Raw genomic sequence first — 25621 nt, 5'->3', positions numbered from 1 at the left:
AAATGATCGCCTCACCGTCTTGTTCAGCTGATTTCTTGGTAGTAATGACTATCGGTATATATGGGAAAACGCAGCATCCCGGCTGCGCTTCATCTTGCTATGTTACCGCAAAATGATCAAATAGAAGAGAGCCGCTAAGACAAAACGATATAGAGCAAACCATTCCAACCGAAGTCGCTTAATCAGTTTGATAAACGTCACGACGGCAATCATGGCGACAAAAAAGGATGTTGCAAAGCCAATAAACATTAGGACGAAATCATCAGAAATCTAGCAAGCTTGCACCAAACATAACAGGCACGGAGATTAGGAACGTAAAATCCGCGGCGGCTTTTTGGCTGGTGCCAAGTAAAAGTCCGCCTGAAATCGTCGAACCCGATCTCGAGAATCCCGGCCATAAAGCCAAACACTGAAACAGGCCAATCCCGAAGGCTTGTTTATAATTAATCCGATCCATTGTATCAGCGGTTTCGGTTCTCCTACTCCGTGCTGCAATGATCATTAACACGCCACCGGCCACTAGCCCGATTAAGACTGGGGTTGGGCCGAATAATTGGCTTTTTATTGTGTACTTGAGCAGAAGATATACAATTAATGCCGGTAACATAGCCAAAATCATATGTATAACATTTAATCCTCGACTACGGGAAAAGTCCATTCGAATCAGATTAGTCCCAATCGCCAAATACCTTTTCCAGTACAGAATGAGAACGGCCATTACTGCACCCAACTGTATAACAATTTTAAAAGTTATGGCGGCGTCTCCCTCAAAGCTTAGCAAATGGCCCGCTAAAATTAAATGTCCAGTAGACGATACCGGTAAAAATTCGGTTAAGCCTTCTATTATGCCGAGTATGATTGCTTTAATTACATCAGTCATTAGTGGATATCCCCCTTTGGAAATCTAACATTTCCAGTATAAGGGGGACAACTATATATTCCCATCGATTCATATAACATTATTTCATTCCAAGTGACAACATTGTCACATTGTTCAATTGCTACTGTTCCTGTCCCCCCTGATAGATCGTTTCATCCTGACGCACTTTGCGTCCCGCTGCCTTGGCCAGCTCAAGCAGCTTTGTCGCATCATCCTGAGGTTTGTATCCGATCAGTTCCTCCAGATAATCGATATTGTAGTAGTTATCACTGTTAGCAGAGGTGCCGTACAAATTCAAAAATTTCAGTTCGTCATCTGCCTCAATGCAACAAACGATCAATTGGAGCATATCGCGTTCGGATATCCAGATATGCCCCGCACGTTCTGAATGAGGACGATTGTCCCCGGGAAAGTTGCCAATACGAATATTGAACGATGAGATCTTGCCTTGGTCCGAATACAGTCGGCCCAGCAGCTCGATATAACATTTGCTGAGTCCGTAAAAGCTATCTGGACGATATGGATCTTGGGGCCCTACCATCTCATTTGTCTTGTAATACCCGGTTGCATGATTCGAGCTGGCGAATATGATACGGCGCACGCCATTGTGCACCGCCGTCTCAAATAACTTGTAGGCACCGCTCACATTTCCCGCAAGCACTTTGCCAAGAAAATCCCCCTTGTCCTTGATCCATGCAAAATGAAGCACCGTATCAACTCCTTGCGTCAGCTCCGTCAGCCTCGTTTCGTCTCCGATGTCCATTTGTACAATGCCCAGCTTCTCGTCCGCCTGTATATCCGCACCAACAACCTCATACCGGTTGTCTTTGAGGAGCCCGTTGTAAATGACATTTCCTATGGTGCCTGCCGCTCCCGTTATTAACAATTTGCGTTTCATTCGTTTCGATCCCCTTTCCCGCTTCATAGTCACACGATTGGTGTGCTGTTAGTAATTTAATTACCCGTAACGAGAAGGATATATACGAAAATCCGGATTAGGTGAATAGATAAGGGAAACCCCAAAAGCAAGCCGAGTGATTTTCCGGCTTGCTTTTGGGGTTTGGGATCATTTATTTGGTATAAACCATGGTTAACTACTTCAAAATGCGACTGCAATAGCACAAATGTCGACTACTTTGTTTTGATTAAGCTGGCGGAATGCTTTGCGGGTTGTTAAATACATTATTCGGATCGTATTTCGCCTTTACCTTCCTCAATCTGGCATAGTTCTTTCCATAATAAACCGGCCCTGAACATTTTATGCCCTGATCTGGAACGTTAATGTAGGACCCCACGATATAAGGCTGCAGCTTCTTCCTGGTGTTCCGGGCTAAGGCAATATTTCTAGCCGCATGGGATGGCTTCACCCATGAGCTGTTCCATTCGACATAAAACTTCGCTTTTCGCCAGTAGAATGCGGTGGATTTAGGAGCGATACGGCTTATGGCGCCACCCCAGTTGAGGAAGAAAAATCCGGCTGGAGTTCCTCCTTCTGCTTTTTCTAGGAAATCGCGCATGATTTTAAAGGCTTTGTCCGGGAATGGGCGTTTGCCGAAGGCGCTGGAGAACTGGTTGCTGTATCTTTGAGTAAGCACTGGATCGGGAGCCAGCAGAAATTTCGTAGCTTCCGTGTATGGTAGGAATCGGATGGTTTTTTGAGTAGGTGTCCCCACGCTAAGAATAGGTTCCAATTGGCGAAGGGCTTCGCTTTTTGTTCCAAGGTACAGTCCCAACATACTGACGTTTCCGCCTTTTTTGGGACCGACGTTTAATTCGCTGCCCAACTTGGTGCTGGCATTAGGAGCCCATACTTGCCATTTTTTTACGACTTTTTCGAATTGTGCCCAGGGCCAGGTGATACTGAATACGGTAGCTTTGGCTGGAGCTCGCCGTACTTTGAATTTATATTTGGTGTATACACCGAAGTTGCCGCCACCGCCGCCGCGGGAAGCCCATAGGAGATCGGAGTTTCGTTTTTTGTTTGCCCGAATGATTCTTCCCTTAGCGTCAACCATCTCAAGCTCGAGTAAATTATCGCTGATGAGGCCAATCGTCCTTTGCAGCGGGCCAATTCCCCCGCCAAGCGTAATTCCGCCGATGCCAACCGTCGGACTGTCACCAAATGGTGCAATATAGCCTTGGCGCGCCAGCGTATCAACGATCCTACCTACCCGATTCCCTGTTTCGACGACAACGGTGCCGCTTTTTTTATTCAGCTTGATTTTCTTCATCTCGCTTACGTCGATGACTATGCCTCCATTGACCTGTGAAAGGTTGGTCTCTAGGGCATGCCTTCCGCTTCGCGGGCGAATAGGGACATTATTTTTCCGGGCCCATCTTATGGCGTTTGCTACATCCTGCGTTCTTTGAGCGAACACAAAAACTTTGGGAAATCTGTCCGTATGAGGATCCCAATTCTTGCGAGCCGACTCATAACCTGGATCCCCCCTAAAAATCACTCGCCCTGTAAGCATAATGTCTGATTTCACCGAGCTATCCAACTCCTTAATCATTAGTGAGCATTCTTTGCTTCAACAAATTAGGCAGGTACCATATAACGTATGAGGAAGCTCAATGTCCCGTATGGGCTGGAGCTGATAAGGCTTTTAAATACTGTTCTACATCCTGCTCTATCGAAATCTGCATTAAAAAAAAAGCCTGGTGAACCAGGCTCTTCTAAGAATTCTATATAGCCGCTTACTCCATGTTACGCCCCGACATGTACCGGAAGATTGAAAGCAGGCCAGCTCTTTATTTGTGTTACCTTGTAGTGAAAATCTGAAAGGTAATTCCGAACTTATCCGTAACCATTGCGTAAGCTGGGCTAAAATACATTTCTTGCAGTGGCGTAATCACTTGACCTCCTTGTTGTAAAGCCTCATAAAAGTGTTCTGATTTTTCAATATCGTTTGTCGTAATACAAATGCTCAACCGATCTCCCGGCTGCGTTTGCTGACCAGGTTCCGTATCGGCTACAAACATTTCAATTTCCCCGATCCTTAAGACGGAGTGAGCTACTCTATCCTTTACATCTGACGGCATGGCGTTCTGGATACTCTCAGGTGCCTGTCCAAATGTTTGCTTTGACAAGACTTTAGCATCCAATGCTTTTTCGTAAAATGCAATCGCTTCATTGGCGTTTCCGTTCAGCATAATGTAGGGAATGAATTGTAACTTCATTTCTAAACAGCTCCTTTAGCTTCATTTTTTGGATTCTACTTACTTCCTCTTGTAGCTTCATCTAACATGCCTAAGCGCATTTAGGCTTTGAACCTATTATGATTGATAATAGTGACAGTTATTGTCATAAATATAAAAAATGCTGGGACGTTTACAGCTTCCAGCGTAAAATGAGAAAAAGCCGCGGATTCCGCGACTTCTTTTGCATATTGTTGATTGTGGTCTTGTGACAAATGCCTCCACTTGTCGTATTGAGCTATGACAATATTTCAATATAGCCTTCGGACCCATGTACGCGAATGCGCTGCCCGTCCTTTATCCGTTTGGTAGCATTCTCCACGCCGACAACGGCCGGTAAGCCATATTCACGCGCGATAACGGCTCCATGGGTCATCAGTCCGCCCACTTCGGTGACCAGTCCTTTGATGGATACAAACAATGGCGTCCAGCTAGGGTCTGTAAAGGAGGTGACTAAAATATCCCCCTCATCCAGATCGGCGTCTTCCATGTTTAAGATGACGCGTGCGCGTCCCTCGATAACGCCGGAGGAAACGGCTAGACCTGCAATTGCTCCGACAGGAAGATTTTCTCGGTTGTAAGCCCCTGTGATGATTTCACCCTCCGATGTGATGAGACGCGGCGTCGTTAATTTTTCATATACTTTGTACTCGTCTTTTCGTTTGCTGATCATCTGTCTGGTCGCAAGCTTCGCTTGCTGCTCGACCATGGAACCCGGATTATCCAGTTTATTTGTGCGTACGACCTCGTAAAGCTCTTCAAAAGTGAGATAATATATATCTTCCTTATCATGAATAACGCCCGCTTGCACGAGCCGTTCAGCTTCTTTCAGCAAAGCCTGCTTATAAACGAAGTACCGACTCACCATGCCGTATTTGGGATATTCGCGGTAGCCGATGAAATTCCGGATGAGGTCGATCTTTCGTTTGGTTTCTTTGGCTTTTTGTTCACCATCCGGCAATTGTTTCAATCGCTCTAATAGTTCTTCTTCTTTTTTCAAAGCTTCCTGTTGCCCATTCTCAAACTTCCGAACACTTTCATTCGGTTCAAAGTTTTTGATGTTGCCCAGGATCAAAGGGATAAGCGTACTTGGTTTTTCACTCCAACGAGTTCTGGTGATATCGATTTCTCCCGCACATCGCATGCCATATTTGTCGAGAAAATCAAGGATCGCGTAAAGGGATTCCTGTCCACCATCCAACTTAACCAGTTCATCCAAAAAGTTGTCATCTTTGACATGCTGTAAGTAATCAATGACTTTCGGATGAGGACGGACTGCATCTGCGACATCGAGCAGCGCTAAACCCATTTCCGAAGTAATATTATGGGGCACAGATTGAGAAAGCGTGTCGGCAGCGTTTTTTTCACCTAACCACTCGTTCATTTTTTCATTGATCCATGATGAAGCATTCATGGCAGCCATAAACACAGACGAACTTTGGGGGTCAAATAAGATCTTCTTCAGTTCCTGGATATCTTCCAATATAAAATCAAATAAATCGGATCCGGATTTCGTTTGGATGGTTTGTTTCAACACTTCGATCGATGATTGAGTGCGTTTCATTAAATCAGAAACGATTGTCGGATCGTTTTCGAATTGTGGTTGAGCACCGGCAGGCGGCATAACTTTATTGCTCTTACTGGGACTCGTTTCTTTTTTATCGTTTGGTAATGGTTTTATGAAATCTCGATCTATTATGGTCATAAGTGCGTCTTTTAAGAGCGGATCGTGTTGTCCCATGCCATTCAGTAAAGATTCTCTGCTCTCAGGTGATGCCAGATGATGTGTGACATCAACAAACAACCTTCCGCCGGCTGTACGCATGGGTGCAGGAGTCGTTAGCAGGAAAAAAGACAATCCCAGTGGTTTCATGGGATCCGTCATCATTTGTTGATGACCAACAGAGATATAGACGTGGTTTTCTTGATCGCTCGCTTCAGGAATCGGATATAAAGTCGTGATTGGCCGACTCTGAACGATATAAAAGGTATCCTGGGCCAAACACCATTCGATATCTTGGGGCTGGCCAAAATGAGCCTCAATCTGTCTTCCGATGCGTGCCAGTTGTAAAATTTGCTCATCCGTAAGAGTTTGTGACTTTTGCTGATCGGGATCGATTTGCTTTGTTTCTGTTCCGCCTTCTTTTCGTCCGTAGATTGCCAATGTTATAGCGGCTATCCGCTTCTCGATGATTTCTCCTTCCCGTACTTTGTAACCATCGGCAGATACCAAGCCAGAGACCAGCGCTTCTCCAAGTCCGAAACCGGCATCGATGGATAGCAGATTTCGGTTAGAAGTCATCGGATCTGCGGTGAATAATATCCCTGAAGCCTCTGGGAAAACCATCCTTTGAACGACTACGGATAAATAAACTTGACGATGGTCAAATCCGTTTTGCATACGATAGATCACCGCGCGATCTGTAAACAAGGAAGCCCAGCATTTGCTGATATGCTGCATGATGGCATCGACGCCGATGATGTTTAGATAGGTGTCTTGTTGACCCGCAAAAGAGGCATGCGGTAAATCTTCAGCAGTTGCACTGGATCGAACGGCATATGCCTGTTCCTCGCCAAACCGGGAGAGATAGCGAGTTACTGCTGTCACTACATCGGATGGAATTTCTAACTCCATGATGGTTTGTCTGATCTTCCTGCTGATTTCAACAATTTGATCTCGATCCTCTGCTGATAGCATGGTTAGTCGATTGAGCATAGATTGATACGTTTCGTTTTGTTCGATGGCTCGTTGATATCCTATGGTTGTCACGCAAAATCCTTCGGGAACTCGTATTCCTTCAATTTTTGATAATTCCCCTAAGTGGAGCCCTTTTCCGCCAACGAGCCCAAGCTGCTTTTTGTCCATTTCCTGAAAATCGAGAACCAACGAACGCATTCAACATCTCTCCTAACCATTAATTTGAGAAAAAACATTTGACAAGGGTTTTTCAGCATGATACACTTAGATTGTAAGATAAGATAACTATGCCTATACATCAAATATCAGTCGTGATCTGATTATATCATCGCGTCTGTTTATATGCAATAAAAAAGAATCTGATGAAACTGCCAGGTTCTTTTTTTAGTTTCACTACTATTGTTCTTGTCATCAGGCTAAGATGTCTCGCTTCTTCCGACCCAGCTACATCTTGCCCAAAGTTTAAAAGGTCAGGTAAGCCGCTGGCATGTTTGCTACTTAGATCTAAAAGCGCTTCTCGGCACGTGGAGTACATCTCACAGCACTACTGAGGTTGATTCTAATCGATGCATTAGCTGCAGCTTGCAATCTTAGCGCCACCCATTTTCGTCGCACGTTTCAGGCAAATAAAAAGAGCTGCGAATTATCGCTGCTCTTTTTATGTATTATAATTGGCTGGAATCCTCCACATGCGCTTTTGCTACTTTAGTATTCTCCTTTTATCACAAAGAACGAACCCCGAATGGTTCCAGCTAGTTTAGACTTCTGCCTGGCAAATTTAAACTTCCCTTCTAACTCCTGCGGTACCTCCATCCCCTCAGTAAGCTTAAAGCCGACAGCACGTTTCTTCGGATCATCAATCGTATACATGACATTGACCGCAAGACCATCCTCATAAAATACGAAAGCCCATTTGATATTTTCCACTTGGAAACGAGATGTTTCTAATGGGTTGGCCGCAAACTCGATATCACGTTCTTCTTTCAAAATCCGGTTCACATAGTCGAGGGTTTCCTGGCTTTCGTCGGCTGGTACGACGGTGAATTCATGCTTATATTTGTTCATAAAGTAACGGGCTTCATTCGCTCGTAAACCAGCAAGGGCTTCTACTACGGGTGAAGATTCTAAACCCACCGTAGACACCGTTTTAAAATCAACGATATTGGACATGTTCATCCCTCCTAAAAGTTTGGTGAGCGTTAGTTCATGGACCTACTTCGAGCAAAGATTACATCGAAACATTCACTCATTTCCTGACAACAGGGATCCACAACTCACCAAATACCAACCCGTCTCGCTGCCCCATCTCTACCGTTGCATTTGGCCCGCCTACATAGGCAAAATTCTGAGCTTCCGGCAAGACTTGTCCGAAGGCAATGCCAGTAAGTTTATTACTCAACTCATCTGCCGTGTTCCCTTCCCCTTTTACTACGAGGTATTCCCCTTTAGGAAACTGAATAACCCTAGTTGCCTCGGGTAGAGATGTCTCTGTCATGACGCCAGCATAATACATCATCTTGTTATTCACCGCTTCGTTTACGGCAAAAATGTAGTCATTTGCGGCAACAGCCTTTAACGTTTCAAGGCTTCCATCTTGTTTCACTGCTTCCCAAAAGTCTGCCTTCTCCTTGTTTATGCCAGCATAGTCTGTGTAATCGCTCTGAAGCTCAGTCCCAATTCCCAAAACGATAAAGCTGTCTTTTTCCTCAAGCGTATAATTTGTCATATTCAATCCCTACCTCTTTTTTTATTTTTATCAAATGATTTGTCTTTTCACTTGATGGGTTTATAATAACCTTAAATCATGTCAAAAAATGATACTGTATAAAGGAGAACCGATGAAAAAAGTTGAACGGATCAATATCATTATGCGGTATATCAACAACCGTGCCCACTTTACCATTTCTGAAATCATGCAGGAATTTAACATTTCTCGTTCGACAGCGATTCGAGATATTAGAGAAATTGAAGCCATGGGGATGCCGCTTGTCGCTGAAGTTGGGAGGGATGGGGGTTATTTTGTCATGAACAACTCTGTCCTGCCCACAGTCCGCTTTACCGATAATGAAATTAAAGCTCTGTTTATAGCCTTTATGGCCACAAGAAATCAACAACTCCCTTATCTGAAGAGTCGTCAATCTTTAGCAGAAAAATTGCTAGGTCTCATCTCGGAAAACCAGCAAGATGACCTTGTTCTGTTAAATCAAATTTTGCTTTTTGAAGGGACTAACCCTCATAATCCAGACCTGCTTGATCTGTCTGACCTGCCCCACCCGATGTTAGAAAAACTCATCCAGATCCTTCTGATGGACAGGTATTTATTGGTTTCCATTAAGGAAGAGAAGATCATAAAGTCTTATCCCCTTTATCTCTTGCATCTTTATCGTGAAAAAAGCCTATGGCAAATCGAAGGTTTTGACTTGGAGGAAGGAAAGAGGCGGATTGTTCCTGTCGACAATCTCACCGATGTACACCCATACCCTGAGAAAAAAAGAATAAGCAAGAAAAAGATTCTAGAGCAACTAAGTAAACAGGAAGAAGTCATCAATCTTGTTCTTGATCTTGGCCCAAAGGCGATTTCTCAGTTCAAAAAATACCATCCTTTAAAAGTTTCGATTTCTTATACGAATCCGTACCAAACCACCGCAACTTTAAAGACTTATATCAATGTTCTTCATGCAGAAGAATTAAACGAAATGATCAATTGGCTGCTTTTCCTAGGTCGAGATATTAAGATCAGGGAGATACCGGATGAAGTCGTTTCAGGTTTAAAAGAACGATTAAGCCACTACTGTCCGTAGGTTATGCCTTTGGAAACATCCACTACTAAGGTACTCTTCCCATTGTCTTTGATCGTAAGGTATATTCCGGTCCCAGCTGTTCGATTACTCGATCCAATTGTCTGGTTAGATAAGGCGAAACGACACCAATGCCTGCCGTTGCTTCTAATAAGGAAAAAGTTTGCCCACCCCACGGGCCTTGTGGATCAAAGACTTGTCTACCGATACGCAAACCCTCTGCTGCCATTGATGTATTCAAGCGTTCCAATCCTTCATGAATTAACCCAACCGGAAGCAGTTTGTTCCTACGCCGAGACCATTCTGCTAAGAAGGACATGCCGCGCAATATATCATATTCAAAAAACCTTGGAAAGCAAGGTTTCAGCCAATCGGTATCGATGACATTCCCATTTTGTTTAGAACATACAAGTCGATGCTCAATTAAATAACGTGCACCTTCGTCTAAGAAAACAGCTTCCTGTTCAGTGAATTCCCGGTCAGTATGCCATAAGATAGCTTCAAGCGGAGGCAATGTTGAGACAATAGAGCTTTTTTTAGAATGAGTATAAGCATCAGGATCGCAATTCAGTCCGCCATCAGGAAGCTGATGCTTTAAGAGCCATTCACGAATCCAAGGCAGTTCCTTGTCCAAATCACAGCCATACCCCATTAGAATCATATAGAATACGGCAAGTTCACAATGGCAGCAATCCAACTTCATCTTATCACTTTCACTTGTTGGATGATCATCGGCGCATATAATAAAGGTTGGCCAGACCTGGGTTTTGAGAAGGTGTATCGCTCTTTCAATAGCGGACTGGGGGATTCGTTTCACTTCTCCCATTTCATAAAGAGCAGCCATATGCCACCAAGCTCCATCCCATTTTCGACGAGTGTACTCGCCGTGAGCCATCGTAAAATGCGGTGCAAATTCAAGAAACTGAATAGAATCTTCAATGGCCAAACGAATAGTTGGATTATTTTCCATTTGTATCTCCTTTTTTAGACTTCGCATCGTAATGTACCGCCAATCGGATTGACTGCCCCAGTCATCCCCTAACTATATCGTTTATCTTGTCATGACAGGACTTAACAAGAACAGACATGCTCTATCTTCCAAGGCTGGAAGCAATACAATGGGACTTTTTCGACCAGCAAACCGTACTCGGATACTATCTGACTCGATGCACCGCAACGTACTTATGAGATATTTCACATTAATCGTAATGCTAAAATTGTCTCCGATCTTATCTTCCAAAAGCAGCACATCACTTACGTCACCAATTTCGGGCGTACTGGATGTAAGCTCCAATTTGTTTTCTGTTACATGCATCGTAACTAAGTGATAGTCAGCGAATACAGATACGCGCTCAACCATTTGTCTTAATGATTTAATGTTAAGAACAATCTCGGAAATATGAGAAGTAGGAACAAGATTTCTGGTTGAAGGGTACATACCTTCGATTAACACCGATGTAATAAGCAGATTCTGCGTCATAAATTTGATCTCATGATGATTAAGCTCTATAGTTACCTTTGTTAGACCATCATCAGCCAGCATTTTGGCTATCTCCATTAAATTTTCACCAGGTATTACAACGCTTCCAGAGACCCCTCCTTCGTTCTCGATACAGATTGATAGAGCAGCCATTCGTATAACCCCGTCTGTAGCAATCAAATTAAGCTGGTTCCCTTGAATCTCCATCGATACTCCTGTCAGTATCGGCTTTGCCTCAGATGTTGAGGCTGCTCCTGCTACCTGGTTAATCACAGATTTGAATAAGCTGCACGATACATTTATGTAATTAGCTGATTGATGATAATATGGTGGCCGGATGAAAGGGTATTCAATAGGAGACATTCCACTCAGGCAAGCTCGTGTGTTCTCAGAACTAATGCTTAGCACAAGGTGCTCATTGACCTCCAAGGTCACATTCCCATCCTCTAATTTACGAATGATCTCAAATAGATACTTGCCTGGGCAGACGATACTTCCCTTATTAAGAATACGAACTTTACTATCCGTTGTACAAACCTTATATTGAACCGTAAGACTTGTATTACTGCCGCTAAACAATACCCCTTCTCTTCCGGCATGGATGTATAGCCCGGACAATCTAGATACCGGACTATTACTCGATACAGCTTTATAGACATGTTGAACAGCCTTAGCAAGTAAATCCCTTGATATGTGCACTAACAACTTATTCACCTGTCTTTCTTATTAGCGGCGGCGTAATAGGACTCCATAATATTTCTAAAGAATGAAGACCGAGAGATCGCTCGTTCTTCACACTCACGATCAATTTCTTCCCAAATATCTTTTGTCAGAGTCAAGGATATCTTCTTTGTTATGCCGATTCCCTTTCTTCCCGCCCCCTGGCGAGGCCCTCCACGATCAAAGACGAAGCCGAGCTGACCGTCTTTTTTAGAAAGACCGATCTTGAATTGTTCATCCTCCACTGCCAAGTCACCCCATTGAATTGAGTTACTTAAATCAATAATACGTATTCATATTTTATCATAGATTTCTATTTACTGCCAATTAGAAAAAAGTTGTCTTCTAACAAGCTGCTGGATACCGAAATCATCAGGAATAACTCTTGATAAATCATAAAATCAATGTGAAACTGGACTTTAGTCGAGGTCCCCTCCCTTCCGCAGTCTGTTCCGAATCACAGAGTTAAACGTTACAATATAGCTAAGTATTTTTGAGGAGCGATTGATCATGAATTACGAACATAAAGTACAGAGGGAAATTGCCGACTGGGAAAATAAAATGTTCAAACCGCCGGGATGGCTGGAAAAGACATCGAAAACCATCGGCAATCGAATCAATCATTTGATTCCCCCGAAGGTGCACAGCATTATTACGACCACCATACGATCGATCGTGCGCACAGCGTTGTTCGGTGCGGAATATACGCCTAGCCGTCCGGTTCAGCATACGCTGGAACTGGAGACTGCCGATCAAGAAGCGAAAGAGTTATTTGCCCTGTACCAGAAAATTGCGGTTGCCGAAGGCGCAGGAACAGGTGCTGGCGGCATTATGTTTAGCATGGTGGATTTTCCAGCTTTAATTGCGATCAAAATGAAATTTTTGTTCGAGCTGTCCCATGTTTACGGTTACGACACCAAACACTTCTCCGAACGGGTGTTCATTCTCAAGGTATTTCAAATGACCTTTTCAGGGCAGGAAAACCGTGCGAGGTTGCTCCATTCCATCAAACATTGGCATATGGAAAAGGAACAATGGCTCTCTGACGCCGATTACGCTCAAAATATGGACTGGGAGACATTTCAGATCGAGTATCGCGACGCCATGGACTTTCGGAAGATGCTGCAGATGGTTCCTGGGATCGGCGCTGTCGCGGGCGCGTGGGCCAATTACACCATTCTCGAGGAGCTGCGCGAATCCGCCATGAACGCTTATCGCCTCCGCAGATTGCACGATGGTTTCGTGGATTAAGGTTAATCCTCTCTATATCGCCATATGCACATCCAAGAACGTTGCTTGAACAAAAACAAAGGCAGCTAATCCACAGATTAGCTGCCTTTAGGTTCGCCTTGAACCCACATCCGATATCACGAACCCAATACCCGTTTTTAGCTAAAATTCTTTTCAGTGCTCTATGCATGTTTTGGTCATGATAAAGTCCTTCTGTTCTTCATCCCCCATATAGAAAGAATGGGCTCCTATTTGAACAAATCCGCTTTTCTTATAAAAAGCAATAGCATTTTCATTCCGTTCCCACACGCCTAGCCAGACGCTCTTTTTATTTCGTTCCATCGCGATCTCCACGGCTTTATTCAGCAGAAACTTGCCAAGCCCATGTTTTTGATATATGCCCTTTATATATATCCTCTCGATTTCAAGCGAATCATTGCCCAGCAATTCAGTTTGAGCATCATGGGTGTTGACCTTTAAATACCCGGCGATTTCCCCATTAAAATAAATAAAATAGAACTCCGAAGAGCTTTTGCATATCTCTTTCTCTAATTGGCTTAAGTTAAATGCTCTTTCTAAATAGGCTTTCATATTTTCAGGTGAATTTTGATCTTTAAATGTCTCATTAAACGTCTCAACACTGATGTCTTGAAGTAAGCCTAGGTCCTCTAACGTGCATTTTCTTATTTTTAAATTCAATGGGTTTCTCCTCCATTTAGTCATTCAATACAATCTCTTGTTGCCCTTTTTTACAAACTCCCAGTCTTTCTCAACGTTCTTTCTGACTCTTTGTAGCAGATCAAACATGGCTTCTGCTTCACTTTCGGAAAATCCCCCTAATGCAACCGTATTGGAGTAATCATGTTCTCTTTGTATAAAAGGATACACATGTTTCCCTTTCTCCGTTGGAAAGAGTTTTTTGATTTTTCTATTATGTTGATCTTCTTTCTTCACAATAAAGCCATGAAGTTCAAGCTTTTTGATAGCACGGGCTGCAGTTGTTCGATCTACTTTTATCATTTCAGCTAACTTCTCTTGTATGATTCCTGGGTTTTCACATACTCGCACAAGGTACAGATACTGTCCTTTCGTCAGGTCATATTCTTTAAATTCTATATTGCTAATCGAATCTAATGCCCTTGCGATCATTCCAATTTCACGAAGAATTCCTTTCATACATTGACTCCCTCGTTTTCATTTATGTTGTAAATGCAATAAAAACAAACATTATTATAATGTAATAATGTTGTAATTGCAACAATATTAGATGGTTAAGAGATCGGGAACGTAAAGTGGCCAATTAGATTGGATAATCTTGTAGACGAGAAACCTTGCGGGGCGTTGTTCTTAAATGATCACTGGTTCAGGTTGTTGGGCAAGTCCTTCTGTTAGTTTTATACAACCATACGTTCCGTCGCGGTTCTTTAAGATCCGGGTTAGAGCCTCCCCAATCTGGGAAAGCCCCGTTCTATTTCAGAGTAAGTTTTAAAGCGGGACGCACGCCGTCACGGGAGAGACTGACATTCGCATAGCTGCGAATACTGCAGCTTGGACCGACAAAAAACGCACGCGAAGGCTTGTTCCCTTGTGTTCGCAGCTCTCTTCCTGAATTTTGCAGAACCCTCCACAGGATCGGGGATCTGTCTGCACCGTCAGTAGACTGCGGGTAAGTACCGAAGGTAATGAAGCCGCCAGGCTTTGCGCTTCGGGACGGCGTGGAAGCAAGATGATCCATTCCCAAAAAGACCTCCTCCTTTACGTATCTAGTTGGATTGTACAACTTGGATGCAAGTGCTAAGTTAAAGTCGGCACACCCTTGATCCTTCCCATTTCAATTTATAATAGCTTAGCTAGTACTTTAATGTTTGTTGCTAAGTCTTGTGGGCGTTGAATTTGTTTGATGCCCATGAATTTCACCTCAGTTATGGCTTGTCCTCCGACAATCCTATTTGTTATGGTATACGTAGTCCTACGCTTGATGTTGATTAGGAGAACACAAAAATGCCGTTAAACTCACGGCATTTTTATATGTTATAGGTTGGGAGAGTTAGGGATGAGAAGTAGACAGGAAGCCATCGATTACTGCTTGAGCTTGGACCATTCGTATGAGGATCGACCATTTCGTGATAAAAATTGGACCGTGATTCGACATAAAGATACAAATAAAGTTTTTGCGTGGATTTTTGAAAAAGAGGACCATATTTGGATCAATGTAAAGTGTGAATCCGGCATGCTGGAGTTCTTACGGCAGGCATACACTGCAGTAGTCCCGGCCTTTCATCTTAATAAAGACCATTGGAATTCGATTATTCTTGACGGCACCGTACCTGAAGAAGAAATCCGTGAAATGATCAAACAGAGCTATGTTTTAACTAAGGCGTCTTCTCGAAGTTAACATGGTTAACTGCATTCCTATCCAAATGATAAATGAGCTGCACCACCCCGGAGGAGAACGTTTTTGTATTCACCATCTTTAAATTCAACCTTTGCTTGATATCCATAAACAACGGTTTTCCTTCTCCCAAGATGACAGGGTGAACCGATAATCTAAATTCATCAACCAGCCCTAACTGAATAAAGGTTGTAATTAGGCTTGCTCCCCCATATAACCAGATGTCTTTACCCGGCTTAATCTTTAATGCATGTACTTCTTCAAGGATATGATCATTGATGTATGTCGCTTTATGATCGCTCCCTGTTTGCGTCCTGGAGAACACATATTTTTCTTTACTGTGAACGTTTGACCATAATTCTTGCTCAGCATCCGACAGATCCATATCTGGCGTGAACCGCCCCCATAAATCATAACTTTTTCTTCCATACATAATCGTATCGATTTGATTTAAAAAATCCGCAAACCCCATCTCAGGGTCCATAATGCACCAATCTACTTCCCCATTCTTCCCTTCAATAAAACCATCCAACGTAACGGCTAAATCTAAAATAATTTTACGATTCACGATTTGTAGCTCCTTTCGGGGTATATCACTCATTGTAAATTATAATTATGTCATCTTATGTCTTATATCATAAATGTATTTTATCTGCCCGTTAGCTTAAAAAAGACAGCCGATGATAATGATCGGCTGCCTTCTTCTGTCTGATTAAACTATCGTTCTCCCATAATACAATGAGAACTCGTAACTCGTACGTTACAATGCTAGACGGTAAAAGAAATCCACTTTAGAAACCGCCTCTGGAATGAATAATTTGTCCGGTAATCCATTGTGAATCTTCACTTGCTAGAAAAGCGATCAGACGGGACGCATCTTCGGGAAGACCAATCCTCCCCATCGGAAATCTCGGAAGCAGGGCTTTTTTCACCTCTTCGGACATCCAGCCCGAATCGGTAGGACCGGGATCGATAGCGTTCACAGTGATATGAAGCGGAGCCAGCTCTGCAGCCAATGATTCGGTAAAAACGGAGATGGCTCCTTTCGTTGCAGCATAGATGAGATTACCGGGCATTGGGCCTTTTCCTTGTCCGGAGGTAAGATTAATGATTCTTCCGCCGGGTAACCCGTTGTTATGTGCACGTTGCTCTGACTCAAGCATACGAGCGAATTCGGCACATAGCATGAAAGTCCCTCTAATGTTTACAGCACAATGGGCATCGATTAGAGCTTCATTTAATTGACGAAAATCGGCATCGACGCTATACGTAGCATTATTGACAAGGATTGTCGGAAGCCCGATCGTAGTTCGGACTTCTTGCAGCAGTTTGACAGCCGAACCGGAATCGGCTAAGTCCAAATTCATATGTGCGGCTTGAACGCCCAACTGGCGAAGTTCGTCGGCAAATAAATTTGGCCAACTCTTGTCTGCGTCATTCGGATATATTGTTTTATCATAATCATATAGATGAGTGTAGAATAGATCGGCACCTTCACGAGCCAATGTCCGGCATATCGCGGCTCCGATTCCCCCCGGACGGCTTACGCCAGTGACGATAGTAATTTTCCCTTGCAGTCTCTTCATGATTAGAAATACCTCCTACGGTTAAGAGAAGACAAGAGAATCGTTCATCATGGGAGATGAATTGCTTCCGCTGCCTTAACCAAAAAAAGCGGATACATCAAGTATTCGCGCAGCGGGTGAAATAAACAGTCTCTCGCATCCCTTGAAATGGTTGAGGATGGCATGATTCACCAAACCTATGGCAATTAGCCAAGGTCGAATCACGCGATCACCTACAATCAAACCATTACAAGGAAGTCCACATTGGAATACGAGTCCCCTTTCCTTCATCTCCAAAAACAGATTACAAAATATAACCAGAACGTGTCAAGGAAGATATTTTTTTAAAGGGAACTCAACCTTATTTGCCGCTCAAATTACATCGAGATATTCGGATTATAAGCGCGCAAGGCTACATGCCTCAATCACCAAGCACACTCACCAGTTTCCCCTCAATGTTATCTGTGGGTAATGGACCGAACAATCGGCTATCATTACTGCGGAACCAATCATCACCTACAAGATAAACACTGCTATCGGGGATCTCGATTTCCTTCATACTATATTGTTGAAAATAATCCACATTATTTTCAATGTTTTTTCGGATGTTCTCGTCTAAGTCATTACGCTCTAAAGCCTTTTTCAAACTTTCGAGATCAGAACCCAGTCGATGTGCTCTTCCGTAAAAAGTATCAAGCAATTTTCCGTTAATAAAGATTTGTCCCTTTTCAATCTTTACTTTCTCGCCAGGTAACCCGATTACTCTAGAAATACTGTATTCACCAAGATTCTTTTTAGTTTCAGGATTTTTGAAATATACGATATCACCTCGGCTAATCGCATGCTCATTATAATACTGCAAATCAATCACAACCTCTCCTTCTAAATCATGATTTCCACGATCCATATTGTCATAGTTGTGATTATAAATGATGTGCCGGGAATTCAACTCATTATTGGTTACTGTATGAATCGCTGGCGTGGTTATGGAATCGGAGATAATTTCACTTGAGTCACTTGGACTACATCCAGCAAACAACAGTACAAATACAAAAGCAACTTTGACCCTTTTCATCATTTCGCCCCCCTCGACTCATTATACTTTATACCAAATCTTATGGTTGATGTGCCTAACGTATAGTACCTTAATTGAACTAATTGACGGTTAATTAAACAACAGCCTGAAATCACAGCCGCAACCGAACGGCAACAAAAAGAGCGGGAGGCTCCTCCCGCTCTAACTACGATAATCCATGAACATGATACTAACTCGTCTTTAATCTAATTCTTAAGAAGCTTCCCGGCTTTTGACCAGGTAGTTGTACATCAGCTCTGCTGCCATTGCCCGATCGGTAACGGACTTCGGTGACAGCTTGCCTCCACCTGTGCCTTGAATCAATTCGGCATCCAGCATGAAGTCCATCGCTTCCTTCGCATAACCGGATACGTCTTTCGCATCGGTATAGCGTTCGATGTTATCATCGCCGCCCGGCAACTCGCTACCGGCCGATTCCATGATCGCATGGAGCATGACGACCATATCCTGACGCGTGATCGAGTCCTCCGGTCTGAACCGGTTATCTCCCGTTCCATGGACCAGTCCCAGCTTCTTCGCTGCGGATAAATACGGCGTATAGTACCGGCTGCCCGCGTCGGCAAAATTACTGTCATCATCCGTATTCTCCGGTTTGATGCCGAAGGCGTTCATGGCCATGACCAGAAAATCCGCCCGGCTGATCTCCTTCTGCGGGAGATACTGACCTCCCCCTGTGCCCTTAACAATGTCCCGGGCAGAGAGGAAATGTATAGCATCTGCATACCAGCTGCCAGGGTCTACATCCCGATAGGATACTTGCTTATATGCGACTGCATACGTGCCAAGCTTGTCCGTCTCGAAAGTCAAGGTGCGAAGCTCGGCATTGTAATATCCATTCAGCACAGCAGATGCGGATCCCATGGCATCGACTTCCCACGCGAGCAGCTGATCCGCTCGTTCGTCAGCCTTGGCTTCATRATGGAGCGATACCGTTACAGGGGTGCCGCTTCCCGGCCATTCCACCGTCTTGCCATCGATTTGCAGCAGCAACTCGACGACCGGTCTGTTCCCAATCCCGGCACGTCGCTCCGCGGAAAGCCCGCTTCGATTACCCGGCCGAATTACGAGGCTCGTCAACTGCCCTGCTTCCGGCAGACGGTTCAGTATATTGGATTGCAGCTTCACGGTTGCCTGCGGAGTTACGATCTCGATCCGTTCCCGCGCGTGATTGCGGTTCAAGTAAGCTGACGGAACCTGAATGACGATTTCGCCGTTGAACGACCGGGCGCTATCATCCAGTTGAATTGTCACGGACTTGATTCCGCGCGCGTTTGCAGCGACGCTTTCGAAGGCACCACTGAGCTCCGATTCGCCGATGACTGCCTGAGCCCTCTGACCGTTTATGGCGACCTCCGCCGTAATCGTTCCCGGTCTGGAAGGTCCGGTGGTCGGCGGCGTTCCTCCTGGCTTGCTTTGACCCGGATGATTACTGCCGCCTCCGTTATTGCCGTTGCTTCCGTTGTTGCCATTGTTGCCGTTATTTCCGTTGTTGCCGCCGCCCCCATTGTTTCCGCCTCCGTCATTCCCGCCGCCCGGAGGAGACGTTTTCTTCGAGGTCGTAAATCGATAGATTGGGCTAAGCTGCTTGGCGCCGAATTCATCGGTAATATCCATATACCAGTAATACGTCTTACCGGCTTCTCGTCCATTCCATACGGTAGAGGCGATTTCTCCGGACTTCACGTCTTTTTGCTCGCCAATCAGTGTATCTTTGTACACGTTAACCGCAAAATAATCGGTTGCCACCCGTTTTTGAATGTCTCTGAACGCAAACGGCTCGGTAAAATCCTCGATGGCGTCGTCAAAGAAATTGTAATCGTCTAAGTAAGGGGAATACGTATCCACGTCCAGCGTACCGGAGGATGGATCGAATTTCAGCAGGCGCAGATACCCGTTGCCTCCGTTCGGTCCTCCCTGATAGTCCGCCAGCATTTCGATGACCTGCCTTGTCGATCCATCCGGATGCGTCACCGTCTTCACGACCCGGTTCGCAGCATGATAATGTCCGCTTAGCACCAGCTGTACGTTTTTGTTCGGCGCGATGACCTGGTCATAAACGCTCTGCGCCATATTGGACAAGGTGCCGTTGCTCTCCAGATAAGCGTGCATGCCGACGATCGCAATGCGGTCCGCATGCTTCTTCAGCGCCTCGTTGGCCCAAGCGATCGTCTCTGGCGTGTCCTCTAATCCAAAGCCGATATACAGGAAAATAAAGTCATGGCCTCCAAACGACACGAGGTCGTAATGGTTGCGGTTGTTATCCATTTCCCCGCCATACCAAGGATTGTTCTTATACCGGTCAGCCCCGACATACTTACCGTAGTAGGAGTAGTCCACACCGTCAATGATGACGTCGTGATTGCCCGCGAGTACACCATACGGTACGCCCGCTTCATCCAGCTTCTTCAAGTTGCGGTCGGCTACCACCCACTGCTTCTCGTCGTCAGCCACGTTCACAATGTCGCCGGTATGGATCACGTAACTGAACAAGCCCTTCTTATATTCTTCCGCGATCCAATCGCCCAATTTATCGAAAATGTCCGGGTACGATTCCGCGTAATACTGCGTGTCCGTAAACCACAAAATGTTGAACGGCGCGTTCGCGCTTTTCACTTCATCCTGCACCATGACCTGAATTTTGCCATTTCGTACGTAACGCTTAGGATCCACTTCCGCAGTCAGGGCGATGTCGGTTTCGGCTTCGTCACCGGTGGCCGACTTCAGCGCGGTCCACTTGCTTGTCTCATAATCCCATGCATACAGCGTCACGATGCGTCCAGGAAGCGTACGGCCTTGCCAGTGCAGCTCTACCGTATCCTGTTCCGACCATGCTTCGTCCAGCTGGACTTCGAATCGATGATAAGGGAAGCCGGAATCCGTATCCGTAACAAGATACTCCCCGTCAGGGTAAGCAACTTTGTCGGCCTCCTCCTTGCCGAATCCCTTTTCGCCGTCCGGCGCCAGCACAAGCGGCGGCTCCCGGTCTGCAACGTTGATATGGCCTTTGATCCCGTCTTCACGGGCAAAATCGTATTTATCCCCTTCCAAGAAGCGAACGTCCATCGAGTCCCCGCTCGGATCACTGAGTCGAGCTCTCAGGCTCGGATTCAATCCTGTGTGCTCCGCGAAATCGGCTGGAGAAACTTCGCCAGGAAGAAGAGGTATCTCGTCTTCAATTATGAAGGTACGGGAGAGGTCCGCCGAATTGCCTGCTCCGTCGAGTACGGTCACTTTTAGAATATGCTCGCCCGGTGCAAGCAGCGCGGAAGACGTTTCGTAAGGAAGTGAGATTGGCTCGCCATCAAGCTCCGCCGTAATGTCGGTCACGCCGCTTAGATGGTCCGATGCGACCACATCCAGCGTGAACGCCCCTTTGAGCTGCATGGCGTCGGTCAACAACTGCCCTTCCCCATACGATATTCCTTCAATCTCGGGAGCGGTATTGTCCACAGTCACGTCGATGGACTGAAAGACTTGTCCGTTCATTGACATGCTTAGAGGATACACCCCATCCTTTACGGAAGCGGTGTCGAGCTCTGCATATCTTGCCGTGAACTTGTCCTGCGGAATCGGAAAATGGAAATCGCTGATCATCGGCTTGTTCGGGTTGCTGCCGTAATCCGCGTCTCCGAAACCGTAATACGTATCCTCCCGGTAATTCACGGTCGACTGTCCGAGATTGCCCAGGTAGTTCAGCACCTTATCCGGTTTGACTACCGAACCGTCCGGGAGCACGAGATGGAGATTCATCACTTCGAAATCGTCATGATTGTTCTTGCCGAATACCTTGTCGTGATCTTTGAGTTGATACGGCGCATTCTCATTTCCGGTATGGACGGAAACAGTCGTTCCGGTCACGAAGAGGTCGGGAGCCATATCGAACATCGACCATGCGCCGTCGATATATTTGGGCAGTATGCGTCCGAAAAATTCCAACTCTCCGCTTGCATTGAGTGCGCTTGCCGACGCTTGATAAATCTGATCTATCCCCCGGGTCTGCATGCCCAGGTTTACCTTGCCCGGCAGCGCCTTGCGAAGCGGCAGCGGGTTGCCGTCGAAGCGAACTTCGATATCGTCCTCGGCACGGGAGCCGTAAGCGTAGAAAGATGCCTTCCCGTTCAGCATGCTGCCTTTGGCTAAGGATAACCCCGGATCCGGCAGCTCCGTCCCCGTGCTTTCTTCGTTAACTGTCAAAAGCCCGCCTCTGGAGTTATATGGGACCCGCGTGCGGTTGCCGTTTCCGTCAACTGCATCGATGATATAACGATAGGCTCCGATTTCACTCAGCGTGATCGAGCCTTGGTACACATAACGTCCATTTTCCTGGGACGCAAGCGTCAGCGCGTGTTTATCCGTAAAAGCAGTTGGCTCCTCGGAGGCTGCTCCAATCAACACCTCGGCGGAAGCAAGTGGCTCGTCGCTAGTGACGGTAACTGCATATGCCTGACCCTTGCCCAAATTATAGGCGGTCTGCTCATGCTCGAGCGTCGGGGCTATCATGTCGACGCCTGTTACCGGCGGCACCTGCCCCGGATCAATGCTGCCAGGATTGGCGTACATCCGGTTATCCAATCTTCTCATCGTCGTCCCTGCATCCGGATAGGCATATCGAACGACCGCATTACGTACGTCGTTGACCAGTCTGTCCGGGCTGTCCGGCGTGCTGGGATCATACCAGACCTTCACGATGTACGAATGGGCTTGTCCCGGCGCGGACAGAGCAAGCCCGCGATGCAGGGAATTCGGAAGATTGAAATCCGAAGCTTTCGAATTATCGTAGAAAATAACGTCGTTATCGTTCAGCGTGCTGTTAAAGTGCAGGTTGAAGTCGGCCGTCGTTGTGTATCCTTTGCCGTTGGCCACGGCTTCCTTCGCAAACCAGATGACGGCCGAGCTGTAAGGCTCGATTTCGGTATGATCCGGGATTATCCAACTCTTAGGCGCCGTCTGACTCGGGTACAGATACCAGAGCGTGTAATCCTTAAGGTCCAATACCTGATCCGAATTATTGTAGATTTCAACGTATTCGTACTGGTTGCCGCTTCCCCACCGGTAATCCCCGGCCGGATTCGGCAGAAGTTCAGTAATCAGGATGCGCGGAACGGTCCCGCCGGCAGCTCCTCCGGTTAAAGCCGTTTCATAATCGACAGATCTCGCCTGCTGAATTCCATCCGCTGCCTCGATATAATACTGCAGCTTCTCCCCGATCAACTGATCGGCCGGAATGACCGCATCAAATTGATCACTGCCGCGACCGACCATGTCGATCATGCTGTAGGGGCTGCTGACGGCCGTTTTGTAATACAGCTTTACCTTTAGCGCATCTCCATCTGCGTCATAGACACTTGCGCTTACGGTCAGCGGCTGCGTCCGATCGGCCGAAGCAACCGGCGTGTGACTGATATCAGGCACGCGATTGTCAGGCGACGATAGCTGCCCCGGATCGATAATTCCGGCGGAAGGCGCAGCTTCCCGGGCGTAAGGAATCATTCCTGTACCGCCGGCAGGCAGCTGAAGATGCACGCTCTTGCCGTCGCCGACATCCTCGGCGGTATAATAGAAGCCGCTGATCACGGCAGCGTCATCGCCTTTTCGGGTTATGTATAAGCCGCGGTCCGTGTTGTTAAGGCCGTCCTGTCCCCGAAGCTTGAATACCGGCACATGGCCGGGAACCGAGTGATACTGACGAAAATCGGATTCGGTCAATGCGGCGGCCGCCCCGGTTATGGAGGAGCTTGTCCGTTCCACCCAGAGCACAGCCGGGCTGTCTGACGGGATGACCACCCCATCCGGATTGCCGTAGACCGTGTCCGTCACTGTCAACGTCTTCACACCCGTATTATAGTCGTAACGAATGTTGAACTCGTCATTAAACGAGATCGGTGCTCCCGAATGATTGTAAAGCTCAACATATTCGAACAGATCGGCCCCACCCGCGCCCTCGATTGTTTGCTGATTCGACCGGTCATCGGGATAAACTTCCGAGATAAATACGGGCATCACTCCCGATGGCGCAGCGTGGGCCGGGGTGCTTGCAAGTGCAAGCTCTAATAAGCTGCTGCCGATCAGTATGCCGGATAATAAACCGGCGATCCATTTTCGCTTCATATGCTCCTCCTTTATGCTTTTATCCTCTAAAATCCTAAAGCATAAAGGTCAAGCGGATATCAAACGAAATCGCATGTTTCGTAAACGAATGTAAGGGGAACGTTTAATCATACAAGGAAACAAATTGCAGAGCATCATGATACCCATCCTTTTTCTGAATGAAGAGTTCATAACGTACCCATAATACGATGGTTCGGAGCTCGAACAAATATTTCAGATAAAGGAGTGAATGAAATGCAGCGGATGATCCCTTTCAAAATCAATAATCAGAAAACCGTCATATCTTTATTGGCTGTTGGGATGGGTGCTACACTGATTGGAATGGCATATAGACGCAGGCTCAATGGAAATGCATGGAGTCGTATGCTCAGGTCTATTCGATAATTTTCCCTGAAGAGTGAACTTAATAAAGCAGTCGGATGACAAACTCCGGCTGCTTATTTATAAAAATAATTTATTTGTCCTTATCGATGGGAATGGGTTAATTTTTCTACGTATAAGGAATGGGGCGATGAGTCAGATTAACCTTTGTGCTATATAAAAAGGGTGGTGACTTGTTAGAAATGCCTCTATCTCCGCGTCTGTATCACTGGTTTGTCCGTCCCCAATGGATTACCAAAAAATATATCCATGACTATATTCAGAAGCACTTCCAATTGGAGAATAAATTCATCCTTGATTGTCGGGTACTGGAGCCAACTGCTCTATTTGTCATTCAGATCGGTATCTTGGTATTGAACCCAATATGGATCGGGTTCGTCTGGCCAAAAGACTGTACCCCAACCATACATTTGAAATATTTGATGAACGCCAGATCCCTATAGAAAACAACTCCATTGATTATATCTTTGTCGTTGCTGTTCTTCACCATATATCAGATGAGCAGATTCGTTCATATTTGGTCGAGTTTGAACGCATTTTGAAACCAGATGGTAAGGTTATCGTCATGGATCCGTATTTTTGTATGAAAAGAAGATTTAACAATCGATTTATGAACTGGTACGATGATGGAAAGTATATCCGCAGCGAAAATAGCTACCTAAATTTGTTCCAAAACGGGCAATACCGATGTGAGGTACTTAAGAAGTTTACAAAGTGCATGGTATATAACGAGATTTACTTCACGGCGGAACCAACCAGGCAACTAAATTAAAGTCCTCGCAGCCGCCAATCTGCATAAAACTGATCTCAATACACATTCTATGTTGTACATCTTAGAACAAAGGGTGAATGCGAAATGGCAAATAACAAGAACTATAATCATAATAAGCATGACCGTACGGATAATAATGGTCAGCGGCAGAACAAAGTTCATGGTGGTGAGTATCGCAATGGACGTCTTAGCCAAATTAAAAATAATAACCCGGAAGGTGAAGATGTTCCGAATGAGTTTATAAGTCAAAAAGAGTAATAGATACCTGTGAACCTTTCTCACTCACGCGACTATTTTCCAGTT

At 45.6% G+C, this 25621-nt stretch carries 21 protein-coding genes and 1 pseudogene; 5 read left to right on the top strand and 17 right to left on the bottom strand.

The window, feature by feature from the left end; all coding sequences use genetic code 11:
• Positions 1–102 precede the first annotated feature (102 nt).
• The 7 genes and pseudogenes from ACPV3A_RS33210 to ACPV3A_RS33180 form a co-directional block, all read right to left on the bottom strand.
• Positions 103–880, bottom strand: a pseudogene (locus tag ACPV3A_RS33210) (undecaprenyl-diphosphate phosphatase).
• A gap of 121 nt (positions 881–1001) precedes the next feature.
• Positions 1002–1778 carry an NAD-dependent epimerase/dehydratase family protein gene (locus ACPV3A_RS33205; RefSeq protein ID WP_194542999.1) on the bottom strand — a complete coding sequence of 259 codons (777 nt, stop codon included), beginning with the start codon at positions 1776–1778 and terminating at the stop codon, positions 1002–1004.
• Between the two features lie 247 nt (positions 1779–2025).
• Positions 2026–3354, bottom strand: a complete 1329-nt coding sequence (locus ACPV3A_RS33200) for an FAD-binding oxidoreductase (protein ID WP_426204109.1) — start codon at positions 3352–3354, stop codon at positions 2026–2028.
• A gap of 286 nt (positions 3355–3640) precedes the next feature.
• Positions 3641–4060 carry a VOC family protein gene (locus tag ACPV3A_RS33195; protein WP_220685024.1) on the bottom strand — a complete coding sequence of 140 codons (420 nt, stop codon included), beginning with the start codon at positions 4058–4060 and terminating at the stop codon, positions 3641–3643.
• 256 nt (positions 4061–4316) lie between these two features.
• The gene (gene ppsA, locus ACPV3A_RS33190; protein WP_426204053.1) at positions 4317–6974 is read right to left on the bottom strand and encodes a phosphoenolpyruvate synthase; all 2658 of its coding nucleotides are present in this window, start codon (positions 6972–6974) and stop codon (positions 4317–4319) included.
• Positions 6975–7481: 507 nt separating this feature from the next.
• Positions 7482–7946, bottom strand: coding sequence for a phage tail protein (locus ACPV3A_RS33185; protein ID WP_426204051.1), 465 nt, complete (start codon positions 7944–7946; stop codon positions 7482–7484).
• Positions 7947–8022: 76 nt separating this feature from the next.
• Positions 8023–8502 (bottom strand): GyrI-like domain-containing protein, encoded by a 480-nt coding sequence (locus tag ACPV3A_RS33180; RefSeq protein WP_426204107.1) that lies wholly within the window; start codon positions 8500–8502, stop codon positions 8023–8025.
• 112 nt (positions 8503–8614) lie between these two features.
• On the opposite strand from ACPV3A_RS33180, the gene ACPV3A_RS33175 reads away from it, so the two are divergent.
• Positions 8615–9577, top strand: a complete 963-nt coding sequence (locus ACPV3A_RS33175) for a helix-turn-helix transcriptional regulator (RefSeq protein ID WP_426204049.1) — start codon at positions 8615–8617, stop codon at positions 9575–9577.
• 25 nt (positions 9578–9602) lie between these two features.
• Here the strand turns inward: ACPV3A_RS33175 and ACPV3A_RS33170 are convergent, their stop codons facing one another.
• The 3 genes from ACPV3A_RS33170 to ACPV3A_RS33160 all read right to left on the bottom strand — a co-directional run bounded on the left by ACPV3A_RS33170 (position 9603) and on the right by ACPV3A_RS33160 (position 12019).
• Positions 9603–10544, bottom strand: coding sequence for a hypothetical protein (locus tag ACPV3A_RS33170; protein ID WP_426204048.1), 942 nt, complete (start codon positions 10542–10544; stop codon positions 9603–9605).
• 81 nt (positions 10545–10625) lie between these two features.
• Entirely contained in the window at positions 10626–11768 is a 1143-nt protein-coding gene (gene dnaN, locus ACPV3A_RS33165; RefSeq protein WP_426204046.1) for a DNA polymerase III subunit beta, read from the bottom strand.
• Positions 11765–12019, bottom strand: coding sequence for a hypothetical protein (locus ACPV3A_RS33160; RefSeq protein WP_426204044.1), 255 nt, complete (start codon positions 12017–12019; stop codon positions 11765–11767). Before ACPV3A_RS33160 ends, dnaN begins: the two co-directional genes overlap by 4 nt.
• A gap of 265 nt (positions 12020–12284) precedes the next feature.
• On the opposite strand from ACPV3A_RS33160, the gene ACPV3A_RS33155 reads away from it, so the two are divergent.
• Complete coding sequence (locus ACPV3A_RS33155; protein WP_426204042.1) at positions 12285–13025, top strand: EcsC family protein; 741 nt, start codon at positions 12285–12287, stop codon at positions 13023–13025.
• Between the two features lie 153 nt (positions 13026–13178).
• Here the strand turns inward: ACPV3A_RS33155 and ACPV3A_RS33150 are convergent, their stop codons facing one another.
• From ACPV3A_RS33150 to ACPV3A_RS33140, 3 genes are all read right to left on the bottom strand, one after another.
• Positions 13179–13703, bottom strand: a complete 525-nt coding sequence (locus ACPV3A_RS33150) for a GNAT family N-acetyltransferase (RefSeq protein WP_426204040.1) — start codon at positions 13701–13703, stop codon at positions 13179–13181.
• Positions 13704–13727: 24 nt separating this feature from the next.
• Positions 13728–14180 (bottom strand): MarR family winged helix-turn-helix transcriptional regulator, encoded by a 453-nt coding sequence (locus tag ACPV3A_RS33145; protein WP_426204038.1) that lies wholly within the window; start codon positions 14178–14180, stop codon positions 13728–13730.
• Positions 14181–14472: 292 nt separating this feature from the next.
• Positions 14473–14739 carry a hypothetical protein gene (locus ACPV3A_RS33140; protein WP_426204105.1) on the bottom strand — a complete coding sequence of 89 codons (267 nt, stop codon included), beginning with the start codon at positions 14737–14739 and terminating at the stop codon, positions 14473–14475.
• A 318-nt stretch (positions 14740–15057) separates the two neighbouring features.
• Between ACPV3A_RS33140 and ACPV3A_RS33135 the strand changes: the two genes are divergently transcribed.
• Positions 15058–15399: an MmcQ/YjbR family DNA-binding protein gene (locus ACPV3A_RS33135; protein WP_426204037.1), complete on the top strand. Its 342-nt coding sequence runs from the start codon at positions 15058–15060 to the stop codon at positions 15397–15399.
• On the opposite strand, the gene ACPV3A_RS33130 is transcribed toward ACPV3A_RS33135, so the two are convergent.
• The 4 genes from ACPV3A_RS33130 to ACPV3A_RS33115 form a co-directional block, all read right to left on the bottom strand.
• Positions 15377–15964 (bottom strand): dihydrofolate reductase family protein, encoded by a 588-nt coding sequence (locus tag ACPV3A_RS33130; RefSeq protein ID WP_426204035.1) that lies wholly within the window; start codon positions 15962–15964, stop codon positions 15377–15379. The two genes, ACPV3A_RS33135 and ACPV3A_RS33130, sit on opposite strands and share 23 nt — an antisense overlap.
• Positions 15965–16187: 223 nt before the next feature.
• Positions 16188–16982: an SDR family oxidoreductase gene (locus ACPV3A_RS33125; protein ID WP_426204033.1), complete on the bottom strand. Its 795-nt coding sequence runs from the start codon at positions 16980–16982 to the stop codon at positions 16188–16190.
• A 400-nt stretch (positions 16983–17382) separates the two neighbouring features.
• Positions 17383–18036, bottom strand: a complete 654-nt coding sequence (gene lepB / locus ACPV3A_RS33120) for a signal peptidase I (RefSeq protein WP_426204031.1) — start codon at positions 18034–18036, stop codon at positions 17383–17385.
• Between the two features lie 213 nt (positions 18037–18249).
• Positions 18250–24165 carry an S-layer homology domain-containing protein gene (locus ACPV3A_RS33115; RefSeq protein WP_426204029.1) on the bottom strand — a complete coding sequence of 1972 codons (5916 nt, stop codon included), beginning with the start codon at positions 24163–24165 and terminating at the stop codon, positions 18250–18252.
• A 679-nt stretch (positions 24166–24844) separates the two neighbouring features.
• Here ACPV3A_RS33115 and ACPV3A_RS33110 point away from each other — a divergent pair.
• Both ACPV3A_RS33110 and ACPV3A_RS33105 read left to right on the top strand, forming a co-directional pair.
• Complete coding sequence (locus ACPV3A_RS33110) at positions 24845–25318, top strand: class I SAM-dependent methyltransferase (protein ID WP_426204027.1); 474 nt, start codon at positions 24845–24847, stop codon at positions 25316–25318.
• An 84-nt stretch (positions 25319–25402) separates the two neighbouring features.
• Positions 25403–25576, top strand: coding sequence for a hypothetical protein (locus tag ACPV3A_RS33105; protein WP_426204025.1), 174 nt, complete (start codon positions 25403–25405; stop codon positions 25574–25576).
• Positions 25577–25621: the final 45 nt, after the last annotated feature.

Origin of the sequence: Paenibacillus sp. Dod16, assembly GCF_049893405.1 — a bacterium.
Lineage (GTDB): Bacteria > Bacillota > Bacilli > Paenibacillales > Paenibacillaceae > Paenibacillus_AQ.
This window is presented reverse-complemented; position numbering and strand designations above follow the sequence as displayed.